Below are 14,377 nucleotides of genomic sequence, written 5' to 3'. Positions count from 1 at the left end.
GCCCCTCCGTGGATCGGCCCCTTCAGTCGGACCGCTTGAAGAGACCCATAACGAGCATGATCACCGGAATGACCTCAAGTCGCCCGATCCACATGATCAGGATGAAGAGGGCCTTCGCCGGAGACTCCATATCGGGCGAGACGAACCCCGTGGAGATGCCGTTGTTGCACATCGCGGAGACGACCTCAAAGATCACGTTGCTCGAATCGAACGACGTCGGCTGCAGGTGCATCACCAGTATCGTGGCGACGAAGATGATCAAAAAGTAGAGCATGATCGTCAGCATGTTCCGCGAGACCTCGAGGTCGGCGACGTTCTTCGGGATCACCTTGCCGTCGTACTTGAACGGCACGAGCACCTTCCCGGAGACGAACATCCGCCGGAACCACCAGACCAGGCTCTGGAACCCGAGGACTACCCGGGAGAGTTTGATACCGCCGGCGGTGCTCCCGGATGCTCCGCCGATCACCATCAGCATCGCGAGGAAGAGTACGGTCACGCTCGCCCACTCGTTCGGGGAAGCGACCTGAAACCCGGTGCTGGTGGCCGCCGCGGTAGCCATGAAGAGCGCCTGGCGGACGGCCGTGGGGAGATCGGTCGCGGTGAGCGTGACGAGATCCCATGCTATCACGACGATCCCGAGCGCGATGAGCATGAGAAGGAGACGCGCCTGCTGGTCGCCGAAGAACCTCGTGTCTCTCTGGCGGTAGAGGAGGTAGTAGAGTTTGAACGGGAGGGCGCCGGCGATCATGACCGGGACGATGAGGACTTCGAGCAGCGGGTTGTTGTAGAACGGTATTCCCTCCGAGTGAACGGAGAACCCGCCGGTGGCGATGGCGACGAGGGCGATGTTCACCGCGTCCCAGACCGGTATCCCCGAGAGCAGGATGAGGCCGATCGAAGCGGCGGTCAGCACCAGGTAGATCTTCCACATCTCGAACCCCGTCGCGACGACGCTCGGCATCAGCGCCTCCGAGCGGCCTTCCGACCGGTAGAGGCGGAACTGGGTCAGCCCGGTTCTCGAGGCCATCGCGACGGTGAAGGCGACGATTCCGATGCCGCCGAGCCACTGCATCAGCGACCGCCAGAAAAGAAGCGTCCGGGGCATCTCTTCGACCGACCGCATCATCGTCAGGCCCGTGTCCGTCCACCCGGACATCGCCTCGAAGACGGCGTCGAGGTATGAGACGCCGAGTCCGAGGCAGAACGGGAGTGCGCTCACCAGCGCGATGATCAGCCAGATCAGGGCGACCGCCATGAGGGCGGCGGATAGGGGTGCCTCGCGATCCTCGCGGGGCACCTGGACAAGAAACATTCCGAGGATAAAGAGGACGACAGGGACGGAGACCATGGGCAGGATCATCTCCCACTCCTGGTAGATCACCGCCACGACAAGCGGCAGCGCCGTGGCGATGCTCATGTACTTGAAGATGCTGCCGATGTCTGCTGCGATGATCGAGAACTGCTCGATCCTATCCATCGTTACACGTTCTCCGGGCGCTCTTATCTACTTTCTCCTGTGCGGCCGTTCGACTTCCCGGGGTCGTAGTGGGGCTAAAATCACCTTCGGCCGCATTCGCACCCGTCGTTACCGGCCACCGTCCGTCCGGTTTCGGCCGCTCCCGGAGCGCTCTCGATGAAGATGCGCCGGTTGATGATCCGCCAGGCGAGGATGAGCTGTGCCATATCCCCGGCCGTCAGATAGTCGCTGTCCTGGCTGATGTCGATGGGCTCCACCTGTGTCTGAATCTCGATATTCCGCTCCAGCTTTCTCGCGACGGCGTCGTTCAGCTCCCCGTCGAACGTGAGCGCCCCCATCGCCGTCCCCTCGACGTCCTCGATGGTGAACTCGACCATGAAGTCGCGCTCGGAGAGCGAGAGGAGCCCGAAAAGGTCGATCGAGAGGTCGACGTCCCCGATGCTCTTATCAAGCCTGCTCTGGCAGAGGGTGACGCGGTAGACGTTGCGTTTCTCGCTCACGTCTCTGCCGTACTTCGAGAAGGCAATCCGGATGACCGCATCCGCAAACAGGCACTGCGGCGCGACGTACCGCTCGTAGTCGGGTTTGCGCTCCTCCATCTCCCGGAGGACGGCCTCGGTGGAGTAGCCCCGCCGCTCCACGTCGCGTTTGATCTTCCAGGCACGCTTGACGTCGGGGTCCGGGTCCACGTAGAGCTTGAAGTCGATCAGGCCCCGAAGCGTCCCGGTGATGAACGGGTGCAGCCCCTCGAGGATCAGGATCTTCGTGGGGCTGAAGGGCACCGGGGGATCGAACCGGCCGTAATCGTGGTTGTAGACCGGTTTCTCAATCGCTCTTCCCGCCTTCAGTTCGGCAAGATGCTGCTCTAAGAGGTCGAACCGGTTCGCCTCGGGGACGAGCGGGGTTATCCCGAGTTCGTTGCGTTCCCGGCGATCGTATCTGTGGTAATCGTCAATGGTGATGGTGGAGACGAGATCGTCCCCGAAGATCTCCCGGATCGCCCGGGTGAAGGTGGTCTTTCCGGACCCGCTGTCTCCGGCGACGCCGATGATGAAGACGTAGGGCGACTCGGCAATGACTCTCTTGAAGTCGGACGGGGGCATGATTCAGCTCGAAGGTTGGTCGGTATCCTGGCGTGTTAAGATTTCGGTGCGGGCCGGCCGGTTCGGGAACGGGGCGGCAGCCGTGAAAAAGGATGGTATGGTCAGGAAGGGAGGATCCCCGCCTCCTCGTGCTTCTTTGCGATCTCGTCGGCGAGCCGGTCGAGCGCCGCGAAGTCCTCCTCCTTCGGGTGGCCTTTGACGTAGACCGGGTCGAGGAACTCGACTTTGAGCCTGCCGAGCATCTCCACTATGGTGTCGACCGTCTTTCCGCCCCAGCCGTAGGATCCGATCACCGTCGCGTAGCGGGTCTTCGGGCGGAGGAGGTTTGCGAGGTAGGTGGCGTATACCGCCTGCGGGTGCGGGCCGAAGATGACCGTCGGCGCCCCGATCACGACCGTCGCAGCGTCCACGAGCGCCTTTGCGAGGTCGCCGATGTCGGTCCGGGGCAGGTTGAACGGCTGGACCTCGACGCCGCGCTCCATCAGGGCGTCGACGAAGTGCTCGACCATCGCCTGGGTGCTTCCGTGCATGGAGACGTACGGGAGCACCACCGTGTTCGTCACGGCGTCGCCCGTCCAGTCCCGGTAGGCGTCGACGATGAACGCCGGGTGGTCGTAGATCGGGCCGTGGCTCGGGGCGATCAGGTCGATATCGCGTGTCGCGAGTTTTGCAAGGTGCGCCTTGATGCTCGACCGGAACGGCATCATGATCTCGGCGTAGTAGCGTTTCGCGGACTCGTAGACCGCGCCCTCGTCGGGGACGTAGAGGGAACTCGTCGCGTAGTGCGAGCCGAAGAGGTCGCAGGGGAAGAGGATCCGGTCTTCCTTGAGGTAGGTCAGCATCGTCTCCGGCCAGTGGACCCAGGGGGCGATGATGAACTCGAACGTTCTTTCCCCAAGGTCGAGCGTGTCGCCGTCGCCGATGACGATGAACCGATCTTCGGGGGCGTGGAGAAGATCGACCAGAAAGTCGCGGCACTTCTGGTTCGTCACCACCTTCGCATCGCCGAACCGCTCGAGCATCGCCGGTATCGAGCCCGAGTGATCCTGCTCGGCATGGCTGGAGACGATGTAGTCGATCGTCTCGACCCCGATTGACTCCAGGTTCCCCATGAGTTCCGCGGTCTTGGTCGGGTCGACAGTGTCGATCAGCGCTGTCTTCTTGCTGCCCCGCACCAGGTAGCTGTTGTAGGTGGTGCCGTCGGGGAGCGGGATCAGTTCGTCGAAGAGCCGGCGGTCCCAGTCGATGGCGCCGACGGAAAAGACGCCCGGCACGATCTCACGTGCTGCCATTATCCCGTCGCCTCCATTGGTCGTGTTCCGGCCGATTTCCGGCGTATCATGGTATCCGACATGCTTCGTGCTCCATTGACTTTTAACCGTCCCGGCGTATCTCTGTCGCGCCGTCCGGCAGACGTCTCTCCGGCGCGAACGCTGATAACGGTTTCGCTCTATCTCGTGGAGGAAGGGAGGGTGGCCTGCCCGTCCCCTCTCCTGACGGCGTTTGCAAAGAGGTGGGCCTGCCGGGTCGGTTCCGGGAGCCGGTACCCCCGTGCGGTCGCGAGGACGAGGTCGACCGCCTGCGAAAGATCGATCCGGTGGCCCACCGAGACGTAGACGGGCTTCACCCTCTCTCTCGTCCGCACCGCCATCCCGATCGTCTCGCCGTCGCGGAGGATGGGGGCGGTCGATCCCCTGCCGGCCCCCGGCTCCGACACCGTACCCGCGAGGAGGCTCTTTGCGACCCCGATGGCGGGCCGGTCCAGAAGGACGCCCATGTGGCTTGCGATGCCGAGCCCCCGGGGATGGGCGATCCCCTGCCCGTCGAAGAAGATCACGTCCGGCTCGGAGCGCAGTCTCCGGAACGCCTCGATGAGGGCAGGGCCTTCCCGGAAGGTCAGGAGGCCGGGGATATAGGGAAACGGCGTCACGGCGGCGGCGGAGACCCGCTCGACGACGGTGAGGTCGGGGTAACTGAGAGCGACGACGACTGCGTGGATGACGTCTTCGCCCTTCGCGTAGGAGGCGTCGGCGCCGGCCACGAGGGAGACCTCCCCGGCATCGCCGGAACGGCGGACCTGCTCCCGGAGCCTCTCCTGGAGGCGGATCGCCTCCGCCGGCGTCAGGTCGAAGGGGTGTGCCTCTCTGATCTCCATGGCCGTCTCCCGCTATCCGGATCAGGGTGGTGGTGTATATACCTACTATTATATGCTTGGGACATGCAGCACACCACGGGTAACGTCCTATGAGCCGCAATAACCCGATTCGTTATGCGATTGCTCTCCTGATCGCGCTCTTCGGAGCACTGATCGCATACGCCGCTCTCACGATTCCCGGTCTCTCTCCTCTCCTCTGGGCTGCCGCCGCCGTCGTCCTCGCGGGGGTGTTCGCCGCCGCCTCGGTGCAGATCGCCGACCAGTGGGAGAAAGCGCTCGTGCTGCGCCTGGGCCGGTTCTCGGGCCTCAGGGGTCCGGGAGTCTTTGCCATCGTGCCGCTCATCGATACGGTGGCCTACTGGATCGATCTTCGGACGATCACGACGTCGTTTCGGGCGGAGAAGACCCTCACCCGGGACACCGTGCCGGTCGATGTCGAAGCCGTCCTCTTCTGGCGCGTGAGGGACCCGGAGAGGGCGGCGCTGGAGGTCGAGGACTACCGTTCGGCCATCAGCTGGGCGGCGCAGACGGCGCTCCGGGAGGTGATCGGGAAGTCCGATCTCGCAAACATGCTCGAAGGCCGGGAGAGGCTGGACGCGGAGTTGCAGCGGATCATCGACGTCCGGACGGAGCAGTGGGGTATCCACGTCAGTTCTGTCGAGATCCGCGACATCCTGATCCCCCGCGAGCTGCAGGACGCGATGTCCATGCAGGCACAGGCGGAGCGGGAGCGGCAGGCGCGGGTGATCCTCGGCGACTCCGAACTGCAGGTCGCAAAGAAGTTCGAGGAGGCGGCGAGAACCTACCAGGACAACCCGACCGCCCTCCACCTCCGGGCGATGAACATGCTCTACGAGGGCCTCAAAGAGAAGGCGACGCTCGTCCTCGTCCCCGCATCGGTGCTCGATACGATGAACCTCGGGACGACCCTCGGCCTCTCGGCGCTTGCGAAACATGTGACGGAAGGCGACAGGGACCGCCGGGGAACCCCGGCCGGCGACGAGACAGCCCGTCCGCCTGCAACGGGAGGGCCCGGGGTTCCCTGACCGGAACCCCGGCCCGGCCACCGGGCGGCGAGGCATTTTTATACGTGAAGATGGGGTACGGCCCGGAGAGTCACTCTCGGAGTGTGGAGGATATGGCACGATGGGTCTGCAGTGTCTGTGATTACGAGTATGTTGAGGAGGCGGGAGACCCGGCAACCGTGATGCCGCCGGGAACACTCTTCGAGGATCTTCCCGACGACTGGCGGTGCCCCCGCTGCAGCGCGGGAAAGGAGGCGTTCGTGCGAGCCGGTGAAGAAGAGGGTGAGGTGGAGATGAATGACGAAGACTACCTCTGAAGGGGGCGCCATGACCGTGGCCGACGTGCTGGTCTCGGAGCTCGCGGCCTGGGGGATCACCCTGTACCTCGGCATCCCCGGCTCATCGTCGCTTCCGCTCGTGGACGCGGTCAGAAGGAACCCGGACGCACGCTACATCGTCGTCCGGCACGAGCAGACCGCTGCGCTCGCCGCCTCGGCCTACAACAAGTTCACGGGGAAGGTCGCCGTCTGCCTGACCATCGCCGGGCCGGGGGCGACGAACCTCGCTACCGGCCTGTATGACGCGAAAGAGGATCGGGCGAGCGTGCTCTCCCTGAACGGGCAGGTGCAGGCGCAGTACGCGGGCCCCGGTGGCATCCAGGAGATCGACCAGGACGCGTTCTTCCGTCCGATCGCGGTCTTCAACAACACCGTCGCCGATCCGTCGACGGCGGTCAAACTCCTCACCCGGGCGCTACGCTATGCAATCATCGGCCGCGGCGTCGCCCAGCTCTCTCTTCCGAACGATATCCAGAGGGAGCCGCTCGAACCCGCCTACTGCGAACGCGAGACATGCCTTTCGGCGGTCGCGGCGGCCCCGACCGACGGGGCCGTCCGGGCGGCGGCGGAGGCGATCGACGGCGCAAAGCGGCCGGTCATCCTCGCGGGGTTCGGCGCCATGCGTGCGGCGGGAGCGGTCCTCGAGCTTGCGGAGACGATCCGGGCGCCTATCGTCACCACCTTCAGGGCGAAGGGTATCCTCCCCGACGAGAACGAGTGGGTTGCCGGAGTGCACGGGCCGCTCGGGACACCGCACGCCCGCACACTCGTCGCGGAGTCGGACCTCGTGATCGCCTGCGGGGCGAGTTTCTCCGACTTCACCGGGATCCCCGGTGAGAAGCAGGCCGTCCATATCGATATCGATCCGCTCCAGCTCGGCAAGCACCCGCTTGCGGCAGGGGTCTATGGCGACTGCGCCGTTGCTGTACCCCTGATCCGGGAGCGGGTCAGGCCGCGGGATGATACGGGGGCCAGGGCGTGGCTCGCGGAGCGGAAACGGGAGTGGTTCATGAACCTCGACCGGGAGGCCGACCCGGAAGCGGTCCCCATCCGCCCGCCCTACATCATGAAAGTCCTCTCCGAGACCCTCCCGGAGGACGCGGTCATCTCCCTCGACGTCGGGGAGAACCAGTGGTGGTTCGGGAGGAACTTCCGGATGAAGCGGCAGCGGTTCGCGATGTCCGGCTACCTCGGGACGATGGGGTTCGGGCTCCCCGGGGCGATCGCGGCGAAACTCGCCTACCCCGATGCGACCGTCGTCTGCATCACCGGGGACGGGGGATTCTCGATGGTCATGGCCGACTTCGTCACGGCGGTCAGGTACGACCTTCCCATCGTCGTCGCGATCATGAACAACCACGAGCTTGCCATGATCCGGGAGGAGCAGAGGGAGGCGAACTATCCACCCTACGGCACCGAACTCACGAATCCCGACTTCGCGGCGTATGCGGAGGCCTGCGGCGGTGCCGGGATACGGGTGGCCCGGCCGCAGGACCTTGCGGACGCGATCTCCCGTGCTGTGCGCATGAACGTGCCCGTCGTCGTCGATATCGAGACCGATCCGAAACGGTTCGAGTGAGGCGCGGCATATCCGAAATCTATAAATGTCTCCCGCGGGAATGAGGGGCGAGGGTAAATGTGAACAGCCCGGTCGCGGGTGTCCGGTCGACGGCGCCCGATACGGGCAAGCGCGGATCTCCGGATATCGATCCGGGTGGGAGCATCGAGAACTCGTTGTTCGCTCCACGCTGAGGGATCCCGGGTGGCCCGAACGGGCGTCCCGGGCATACTTGCGGCAAACCGGATCCGCTCCGGTTCACCGCTCTTCTGCTGGTCAGTCGTTCCCGGTAGGGCATCCCGGGGTTGTGTGAAACCGTTCTCCAGAAGGATTTCTACAGAGTTTACGCGACGGCCGTATGGCTGGCGGTCGCACCCTCGGCCCGTCGCAACTCGAAGATCTTCGGTCTTCTCATGCTCCTGCCCCGCTCCTCACGGCGCATCGCACGACGCTCCCGCCGGTCGCAACTCAAAGACTTTCGGTCTTCTCAAGCTCCGTTCCGTTGGAACGTCGCGATGGTAAAAGAGGGGCGGGGCTGGATCACTCGCCGGTGAGGTAGTCGTAGAGGAACGCGGCGAGCACCGCACCGGCGATGGGGCCGATGATGTAGATCGGGAAGAATTCCCAGAGGTTCTGGCCGGCAAGCAGCCAGTCCCCGAGGTAGGGGCCGAACGTACGGGCGGGGTTCAGCGACGCGCCGGTCAGGTTCCCGATCGTCGTGATGATGCCCGCGACCGCGAGACCCACCACAAGCCCGGCAAAGCCCGGCGTGGCCCGCTCGTCGACGGCGGCGCCCATGATGACGAGCATCAGGAGGAACGTCCCGACCGCCTCGATGACGATCGCCTGCAGGTAGCCGATACCGGAGAAGGGTGCCGTCGCCCCGAGGCCCCCGATCGTGACGGCGTCCGGGCCGACGGCCCAGGCGAAGAGGAGGCTTGCAGCCGCGGCGCCGACGAGCTGGGCGGCGATGTACGGGACGACGTCGCGGCCGGGGAGCCGGCGGGTCGCAAAGAGGGCTATCGTCACCGCCGGATTGATGTGGCAGCCCGATATCCGCCCGAGGGCGTAGATCGACCCGGCGATGGCGATGCCGAAGGCAAGTCCGATGGCGAGCCAGTCGCCGAGCCCCCCGAGCGCCCCGATCCCTATGTTGAAGGGGGTCGCCGGGGTCGTCCCCGCGGCGAGCATCAGCGTGACGACTGCGGCGCCGGTCCCGAAGAAGACCAGGATGAACGTCCCGACGGCTTCGGCGACGCATCGTTTTCCAAGAGATATAGTCATGGTTTCACCAGTACGTAGGATACTCCTTTTAATGAACCTTAGCCCAAAAAAAGGGCCTGGGTGTGCTTTTACTTCGCATACAGGGCGTTATAGCATGCGGGGCAGAGGATCCGCGGCAGCGGAGCCTTCACGCGCTTGCTGGGGAGCGGGTAGCCGCCTTCCCAGACGTCGACGTCCTTTCTGATCGCGTGCTCCATGCAGAGCCCCATCCCGCAGACGATGCAGATCGCCACCGCTTCGCTATCCTTCCCCTCGAGGGCACAGTAGTAGCACTTCATGATCCCTCTCTCTAGATCGCCTCTTTCCACTGGCAGTAGCGCTGCCGCTGGTCGACAAGGCTCGTCGTGGCGCAGTTCTTGCAGGCCCGCACCGGCGCGGCGGCGGTCTCCTTCTCGAGAGCGATGATGTTCGTCATCATCGTCGCGGTCACGGGCTCGCTCGTCAGGAGGCACGGGTAGTCGGCAAGGCGCATCAGGGCGGAGAACCGGACGGTTATGGCGCAGGCCGGGTAGGCGTACCACTGCGGGTTCATCAGCACCTCGTTTGCGTGGATGGGTGAGAGGTCGACGGGGTACTTGCCGACCATCGGGGTCAGGGTCTCGTCGGCTCCGTTCCGATACTTCCGCGCCTTGTCGATGAGTTTCCAGCCGCGGTAGATCATGTCCATGAAGTCGCAGTTGTGGAGTTCCGCAGCGGCCCCCCGGGCCGGATAGCAGACAACGTAGTTGTGGAACCTCTTCGTGAGCAGGTCGACGACCATGGGGGCGTTGAGCGCGTCGAGCTCGAGGATGTACTCGGTGGCCGCCGCGGATGCGCCGGTCGCGAGCGAGAGGACGTCCCAGTAACTCTTGTAGGCATCGAGCGAGTTCTTGAGCGACGACTCCATCACCCCGGTAACCGCCTCGATGATCGCCATCACGACGTCGTCCTTGCACATGTTGAAGGTCGACTGGGCGATATGGTGCGCGACGTCGCCGACGCTGTAGGCGGGAACCGTCAGGATGTTCGCGTAGTGGACGCCGTCGTCGACAGCGGCCCGAACCGTCGGCTCCATCCGCCGCCGGTACTCGGCCATGTACTTCCGCGGGTCGAACGACGACATTCCCGCCGCATCCATCAGTTCCGCCTGGGCCTCGATCGGGTCGCGGTAGATCCTCTGCATGATCTCGACCTCTTTCGCCGTCGCCTCGCCGGGGGTGGCGCCCTCCTCGAGGGCGTGGGCGAAGAACTCCCCGAACCCGTAGGAGGTGTTCATCCCCCACGATTTGGCGGCGAGGATCGCGCGCTTGTGCTCGACCGGGATATCGGTCTTCTGGAGCACCCGGTTCACCACGTTGCTCGTGCTGCCCGGGATCAGCGCGAAGTCGACGACGCAGGTGGGGCCGTAGAACCCGCCGTAGCGGCGGACCGCTTCAAGGCCGATCCTGGCCTCCGTGTCCGCGATCGCCTTCGTGAAGGCGTCGACGCTCTTTGCGAACGCTTCGTCCTGGCTTTTGAGGATATCGAGCACCACGGGCGTCTGGTAGTGCTCGACGAAGGGATCGTCTTCGGGGCGGACGGTTGTCGTGAGGCTTTGCAGGACCTCGGCATGCGAGATCACCGAGTTCTTGTGGAGGTCGATGACCGCCCGGCTCTGGTCGCCGATCGCGGTCATCCCCCGGACGGCGTCGATGTAGGGTTTCGTGTCCGCGAGGACGAACTTCTGGCCGCGTTTTGCTTTTACCGTCTCCACGTCCGCCCGCTGGGCGGCCATGGCTTCGTTGATCATCTTCTCGTAGAGTTCTCTCATATCAATCACCTGTATGGTTCCTGCTGCCCGGTCCTTCGGACAGCATGTTCGAGAAAGCGATTCTTACGGCGGTTCCTGAGGAACCTCCGGATCCAGCGGCACTGCTCCGGCGATGGAGAATGCGGACGGTGTGGCCCCGGTAACAAGGCCCGAAGAGCCGGGAGGACGGCGATCAGGGATACGATCCCCTCTTTCTGGTTCGTGCACCCTCCATACTGCCCTGAGATCCCGGTATGGAGTCTTCAATCGGCCTGATGGGTCGTCCTCACATATATCTCTTGTGTCGTTCGCCGGAGTCCGTATTCAGTGAAAAATAGGGTTTTTTTAGCCCATCGGACAACTCAAGCCGGCTCTTTGTCTTCGGACGCTCGCGGTTTCGGCGGTCAGAACCAGGCGTCCAGCGTCTTCTGCGTCGCCTTCACCGAGACCTTGGCGAGAGCGCTCCTGACCCGCTCTTCGGAGAAGTCGTAGCGGCTAGAGAGCATCTCCACGACGCCCTCGACGTCCGGCGTCCTCCACTCGAGGGCGTAGTCGTCGGTGACCGGCGGGTCGAGGAAGAACTCCCGGACCGGAGCGGGGTCGAAGTCGGGCTGCTTTTCGGCGATCACTCCCTCGAACTCGCCGTTCCGCACGATCTTCAGGGCTGTCTTGCCGCCGACGCCCCGGATCCCCGGGTTGAAGTCCGTGCCCACCAGGATGCCGATCTCGACGAGCTGCTCTCTCGTGACGCCGAGACGGTCGAGAAGTGAGGAGAGGACGATCCGCTCGGGGCTCACCGTGATCGTCCGGCCCCTGGTCTTTCGCCGGCCGCTGACGGTGAGGTTCCGGACCAGCACCGGGGAGCCGAAGAGGAGCGAGTCGTAGTCCTGGGAGACCGCGTAGGCGGCCGTCCCCCTGCGCACCATGTAGGCCGCCTGCGCTTCGCCCTCGCTCGGCGCCTGCACCCAGGGGATGCCGAGGAGGTCGAGGAGTTCGCGGGACGATGCGATGATGTGACTGTCGATACGGGCGGATGCGCTCGCCTGCTTGTAGGCCTCCTCCATATCGCCCTCCCTGAGCGCCGTCTTCCAGGCCTCGTCGGCCCGGGCGCGATGTTCGCGCCGCTCGTTGATCGTCTCCTGCTTGAACTCCGGGGGCTTCCCGTCGAAGACAAAGACCGGGCGGACGCCCTTTTCCAGGAAGTTGACCGTCCGAAAGAGGATGCCGGAGAGATGCGAGGTGATCCGGCCCGCACCGTTCATCAGCGGGGTGCCGTCCGGCTGCCGGATGATGGAGAGGAACTGGTAAAGTGCGTTATGAGCATCCAATGCGGCGATGCCGGAAAGATCGTCCCACGTCAACGTCTCTTTACAGTCTGCCAGGAGGTCTCGGATAGCAACGCCCATGCTACCTGATCATGAGAGAGGGAGATGCCATTAAGATGGCGATCCGGTTCACCGGTACATCCGCCGGGAGAGGCCGTCGACGATCTCCTCGATGTGGCTTATGGTGTTGTCGTACCTGGCGGTCATCGTCTTTCCCATCTCCTCCATGTTCACGCGCATGGTGCGCTCCCGCTGCACGACGCTCGCCTCGAGGCTCACGATCTTCATGCCGAGAGAGATGAGCAGGCCTCCGAGAGAGAGCATCATGAACGTCGCAGCAGTCGCTATGATCAGGTCCTGCCAGAACCGCATCACCAGCACGACGGTGGAGACCACCATCACGATGGTGAGAACGATATCGCCAATGAGTTCGCGAATCTCCATAATTTAAAGTAATGAGGATGCATTAATTAACCTACCTATAATGAGTGGAGTTTTGTGATGCAGATACGCGACTGGCTGCCTCTTCTTGGAATGCCCCTGATGCTTTTGTTCGTCCAGATCATCGCTATCGTCCTCGTCATGCCCATGCAGGCGGCGGGGCTTGTTGCGTTTGAAGATCCCGAATCGGTGGCGAATCCCCTGATATTCATAGGGATGCTGCTCGCTTTCACCCTGGTTCTGCTCTTTCTGCTCCGGACCGGGGGCCGGCGTTTCATCGCCCTCTTCATCGGGTTTGCCCTCTTCATGACGTTCCTCTACATATTCGGCGCGCTCTCCCTCCTCGCGCTCGGGCCCACCACCGCCGCCGCGGCCGGAACGCTCATCGGTGCCGTCGCGGCGACTGCGCTCCTCTACCTCTACCCGGAATGGTACGTCATCGATGTTCTGGGGGTGCTGATATCCGCCGGGGTTGCTTCCATCTTCGGGATATCCCTTGCCGTCCTGCCGGTGATCATGCTGCTCGTGCTGCTCGCGGTCTACGACGCCATATCGGTCTACCGGACAAAACACATGATCACGCTGGCCGAAGGCGTTCTCGAGACGAAGGCGCCCATCATGGTCGTGGTTCCGAAGAGGGCGGACTACTCGTTCAGGAAAGAGGGGCTCAACATCGGTGAGGGGGAGGAGCGCGGCGCGTTCGTCATGGGTATGGGCGATCTTATCATGCCCTCGATCCTTGTCGCGTCGTCGCACGTCTTCGTGGATGCGCCCGCGGTCTTCTGGCTCCTCTCCGCCCCGACACTCGGCGCGATGGCGGGAGCGCTCGTCGGCCTTGCGGTGCTCCTCTACTTCGTCAACAGGGGCAATCCCCAGGCGGGGCTCCCGCCCTTAAACGGCGGGGCTATTCTTGGGTTTCTGGTTGGGGCGGCTCTCGCAGGTTCGTTTTCGTGGCTTCCTTTCTGAATGTGAGCAGAAGATCGAGCACCTCCTCTACCCCCTTTCCGGTGAGCGTGGACATCTCCGGGTAGCCCTCGATTCCCCGGATATCCGCCTTGTTTACGACCGTCACCACCGGGATGTCGATGAGTGTTTTGATCTCCGCAAGGAGCCTGTTCTGATCGTCGAGCGAGTAGCCGCAGTGTTCGCTTGCGTCCAGGACGAAGAGGACGACGTCGGCCGTGTTGATGATGGCGCTGACCGCCTGCCGCTCGATGGGGTTCCTCTCCTCTGCCGGGCGCTCGAGGACGCCGGGCGTGTCGATGAACTGGATCCGGTCGCGCTTGCCGATCTCGCGGTGGCCGACGATGATCCCCTTGGTGGTGAACGGGTAGGCGGCGATCTCGGGTTCGGCCGTCGAGACGAGCCTGATAAATGAAGATTTCCCGACGTTCGGGAATCCCGCCACCACCACGGTGAAGTTGTCGTCGTTCACGTGCGGGAGTTTCCGCAGGATGTTGCGGGCCTCGTTTAAGTATACGAGATCGTCTTCCACCTGGTGAACGATGGAGGCTATGCGAGCGACGGCCTGCCGCCGTTTTGGGGGTGTGTCTACTCCGGATCGCATGCTGCGGGCGTAACCGGAGCCGATGACCCAGACCTGGTCGGCCGCCCAGTTGACGGCGCCGAGGGATCGTTTCAGCCGGTCGAGCGAGACCAGGATGTCGGTCGCCTCCTGGTAGAAGGGCGAGAGGCGCTCGAAGCTCGGGAACGAGCCGACCACACTCTTTAATTTGTCGTGGATGGCTTTCGCGACCGCTCTCACGAACTCCTCGTTCGCGGTATCGACGTTGGTCTTCAGCTTCTTCTTGGCTGCCGCCCTGCGAAGACTGCGGTCGAGCACTTCGTCCGCCGTAGGAACGGTCGGGATGGTTTCGAATTCCACGTTACGCACAACCTA

At 63.8% G+C, this 14,377-nt stretch carries 14 protein-coding genes; 4 read left to right on the top strand and 10 right to left on the bottom strand.

The window, feature by feature from the left end; genetic code table 11:
* Nucleotides 1-22: 22 nt before the first annotated feature.
* From SZ63_RS04070 to nfi, 4 genes are all read right to left on the bottom strand, one after another.
* Nucleotides 23-1,480, bottom strand: coding sequence for a TrkH family potassium uptake protein (locus tag SZ63_RS04070; protein ID WP_048181599.1), 1,458 nt, complete (start codon nucleotides 1,478-1,480; stop codon nucleotides 23-25).
* 80 nt (nucleotides 1,481-1,560) lie between these two features.
* Entirely contained in the window at nucleotides 1,561-2,583 is a 1,023-nt protein-coding gene (locus SZ63_RS04065) for a phosphoribulokinase (RefSeq protein ID WP_048181595.1), read from the bottom strand.
* Between the two features lie 101 nt (nucleotides 2,584-2,684).
* A complete protein-coding gene (locus SZ63_RS04060; protein ID WP_048181592.1) occupies nucleotides 2,685-3,875 on the bottom strand; it encodes an FprA family A-type flavoprotein in 1,191 nt (396 codons plus the stop codon).
* Nucleotides 3,876-4,033: 158 nt separating this feature from the next.
* Nucleotides 4,034-4,738 carry a deoxyribonuclease V gene (nfi, locus tag SZ63_RS04055; protein ID WP_048181588.1) on the bottom strand — a complete coding sequence of 235 codons (705 nt, stop codon included), beginning with the start codon at nucleotides 4,736-4,738 and terminating at the stop codon, nucleotides 4,034-4,036.
* An 89-nt stretch (nucleotides 4,739-4,827) separates the two neighbouring features.
* Between nfi and SZ63_RS04050 the strand changes: the two genes are divergently transcribed.
* From SZ63_RS04050 to SZ63_RS04040, 3 genes are all read left to right on the top strand, one after another.
* On the top strand, nucleotides 4,828-5,784 hold the full coding sequence (locus SZ63_RS04050; RefSeq protein ID WP_082122640.1) for a slipin family protein: 957 nt from the start codon (nucleotides 4,828-4,830) through the stop codon (nucleotides 5,782-5,784).
* A gap of 92 nt (nucleotides 5,785-5,876) precedes the next feature.
* Complete coding sequence (locus SZ63_RS04045) at nucleotides 5,877-6,080, top strand: rubredoxin (RefSeq protein WP_048183565.1); 204 nt, start codon at nucleotides 5,877-5,879, stop codon at nucleotides 6,078-6,080.
* Complete coding sequence (locus tag SZ63_RS04040) at nucleotides 6,061-7,680, top strand: thiamine pyrophosphate-binding protein (RefSeq protein WP_048181585.1); 1,620 nt, start codon at nucleotides 6,061-6,063, stop codon at nucleotides 7,678-7,680. The genes SZ63_RS04045 and SZ63_RS04040 overlap by 20 nt, the downstream gene beginning before the upstream one ends.
* Before the next feature lie 519 nt (nucleotides 7,681-8,199).
* Here SZ63_RS04040 and SZ63_RS04035 read toward each other — a convergent pair.
* From SZ63_RS04035 to SZ63_RS04015, 5 genes are all read right to left on the bottom strand, one after another.
* A complete protein-coding gene (locus SZ63_RS04035) occupies nucleotides 8,200-8,943 on the bottom strand; it encodes an MIP/aquaporin family protein (protein WP_048181582.1) in 744 nt (247 codons plus the stop codon).
* 68 nt (nucleotides 8,944-9,011) lie between these two features.
* On the bottom strand, nucleotides 9,012-9,221 hold the full coding sequence (locus SZ63_RS04030) for a DUF2180 family protein (protein WP_048181580.1): 210 nt from the start codon (nucleotides 9,219-9,221) through the stop codon (nucleotides 9,012-9,014).
* An 11-nt stretch (nucleotides 9,222-9,232) separates the two neighbouring features.
* Nucleotides 9,233-10,732: a DUF2193 domain-containing protein gene (locus SZ63_RS04025; RefSeq protein ID WP_048181577.1), complete on the bottom strand. Its 1,500-nt coding sequence runs from the start codon at nucleotides 10,730-10,732 to the stop codon at nucleotides 9,233-9,235.
* A 383-nt stretch (nucleotides 10,733-11,115) separates the two neighbouring features.
* Nucleotides 11,116-12,117, bottom strand: coding sequence for a flap endonuclease-1 (gene fen / locus SZ63_RS04020; protein ID WP_048181574.1), 1,002 nt, complete (start codon nucleotides 12,115-12,117; stop codon nucleotides 11,116-11,118).
* Between the two features lie 48 nt (nucleotides 12,118-12,165).
* Entirely contained in the window at nucleotides 12,166-12,480 is a 315-nt protein-coding gene (locus SZ63_RS04015) for a hypothetical protein (RefSeq protein WP_048181570.1), read from the bottom strand.
* Between the two features lie 57 nt (nucleotides 12,481-12,537).
* Here SZ63_RS04015 and SZ63_RS04010 point away from each other — a divergent pair, with 57 nt between their 5' ends.
* Complete coding sequence (locus tag SZ63_RS04010; RefSeq protein WP_048181569.1) at nucleotides 12,538-13,443, top strand: presenilin family intramembrane aspartyl protease PSH; 906 nt, start codon at nucleotides 12,538-12,540, stop codon at nucleotides 13,441-13,443.
* Here the strand turns inward: SZ63_RS04010 and SZ63_RS04005 are convergent.
* The gene (locus SZ63_RS04005) at nucleotides 13,382-14,362 is read right to left on the bottom strand and encodes an NOG1 family protein (protein WP_048181565.1); all 981 of its coding nucleotides are present in this window, start codon (nucleotides 14,360-14,362) and stop codon (nucleotides 13,382-13,384) included. The genes SZ63_RS04010 and SZ63_RS04005 overlap by 62 nt on opposite strands.
* Nucleotides 14,363-14,377: the final 15 nt, after the last annotated feature.

This window comes from Methanoculleus sediminis, assembly GCF_001017125.1.
In the GTDB taxonomy this organism is placed as follows: Archaea; Halobacteriota; Methanomicrobia; order Methanomicrobiales; family Methanoculleaceae; genus Methanoculleus; species Methanoculleus sediminis.
The sequence above is the reverse complement of the archived record's forward strand: the minus strand, read 5'-3'. Positions and strand labels throughout refer to the sequence as shown.

Excerpts from the sequence above, each read along its gene's own strand:
- SZ63_RS04070 (WP_048181599.1), bottom strand. The coding sequence starts at position 1,480 with ATGGATAGGATCGAGCAGTTCTCGATCATCGCAGCAGACATCGGCAGC.
- SZ63_RS04065 (WP_048181595.1), bottom strand. The coding sequence starts at position 2,583 with ATGCCCCCGTCCGACTTCAAGAGAGTCATTGCCGAGTCGCCCTACGTC.
- SZ63_RS04060 (WP_048181592.1), bottom strand. The coding sequence starts at position 3,875 with ATGGCAGCACGTGAGATCGTGCCGGGCGTCTTTTCCGTCGGCGCCATC.
- nfi (WP_048181588.1), bottom strand. The coding sequence starts at position 4,738 with ATGGAGATCAGAGAGGCACACCCCTTCGACCTGACGCCGGCGGAGGCG.
- SZ63_RS04050 (WP_082122640.1), top strand. The coding sequence starts at position 4,828 with ATGAGCCGCAATAACCCGATTCGTTATGCGATTGCTCTCCTGATCGCG.
- SZ63_RS04045 (WP_048183565.1), top strand. The coding sequence starts at position 5,877 with ATGGCACGATGGGTCTGCAGTGTCTGTGATTACGAGTATGTTGAGGAG.
- SZ63_RS04040 (WP_048181585.1), top strand. The coding sequence starts at position 6,061 with ATGACGAAGACTACCTCTGAAGGGGGCGCCATGACCGTGGCCGACGTG.
- SZ63_RS04035 (WP_048181582.1), bottom strand. The coding sequence starts at position 8,943 with ATGACTATATCTCTTGGAAAACGATGCGTCGCCGAAGCCGTCGGGACG.
- SZ63_RS04030 (WP_048181580.1), bottom strand. The coding sequence starts at position 9,221 with ATGAAGTGCTACTACTGTGCCCTCGAGGGGAAGGATAGCGAAGCGGTG.
- SZ63_RS04025 (WP_048181577.1), bottom strand. The coding sequence starts at position 10,732 with ATGAGAGAACTCTACGAGAAGATGATCAACGAAGCCATGGCCGCCCAG.
- fen (WP_048181574.1), bottom strand. The coding sequence starts at position 12,117 with ATGGGCGTTGCTATCCGAGACCTCCTGGCAGACTGTAAAGAGACGTTG.
- SZ63_RS04015 (WP_048181570.1), bottom strand. The coding sequence starts at position 12,480 with ATGGAGATTCGCGAACTCATTGGCGATATCGTTCTCACCATCGTGATG.
- SZ63_RS04010 (WP_048181569.1), top strand. The coding sequence starts at position 12,538 with ATGCAGATACGCGACTGGCTGCCTCTTCTTGGAATGCCCCTGATGCTT.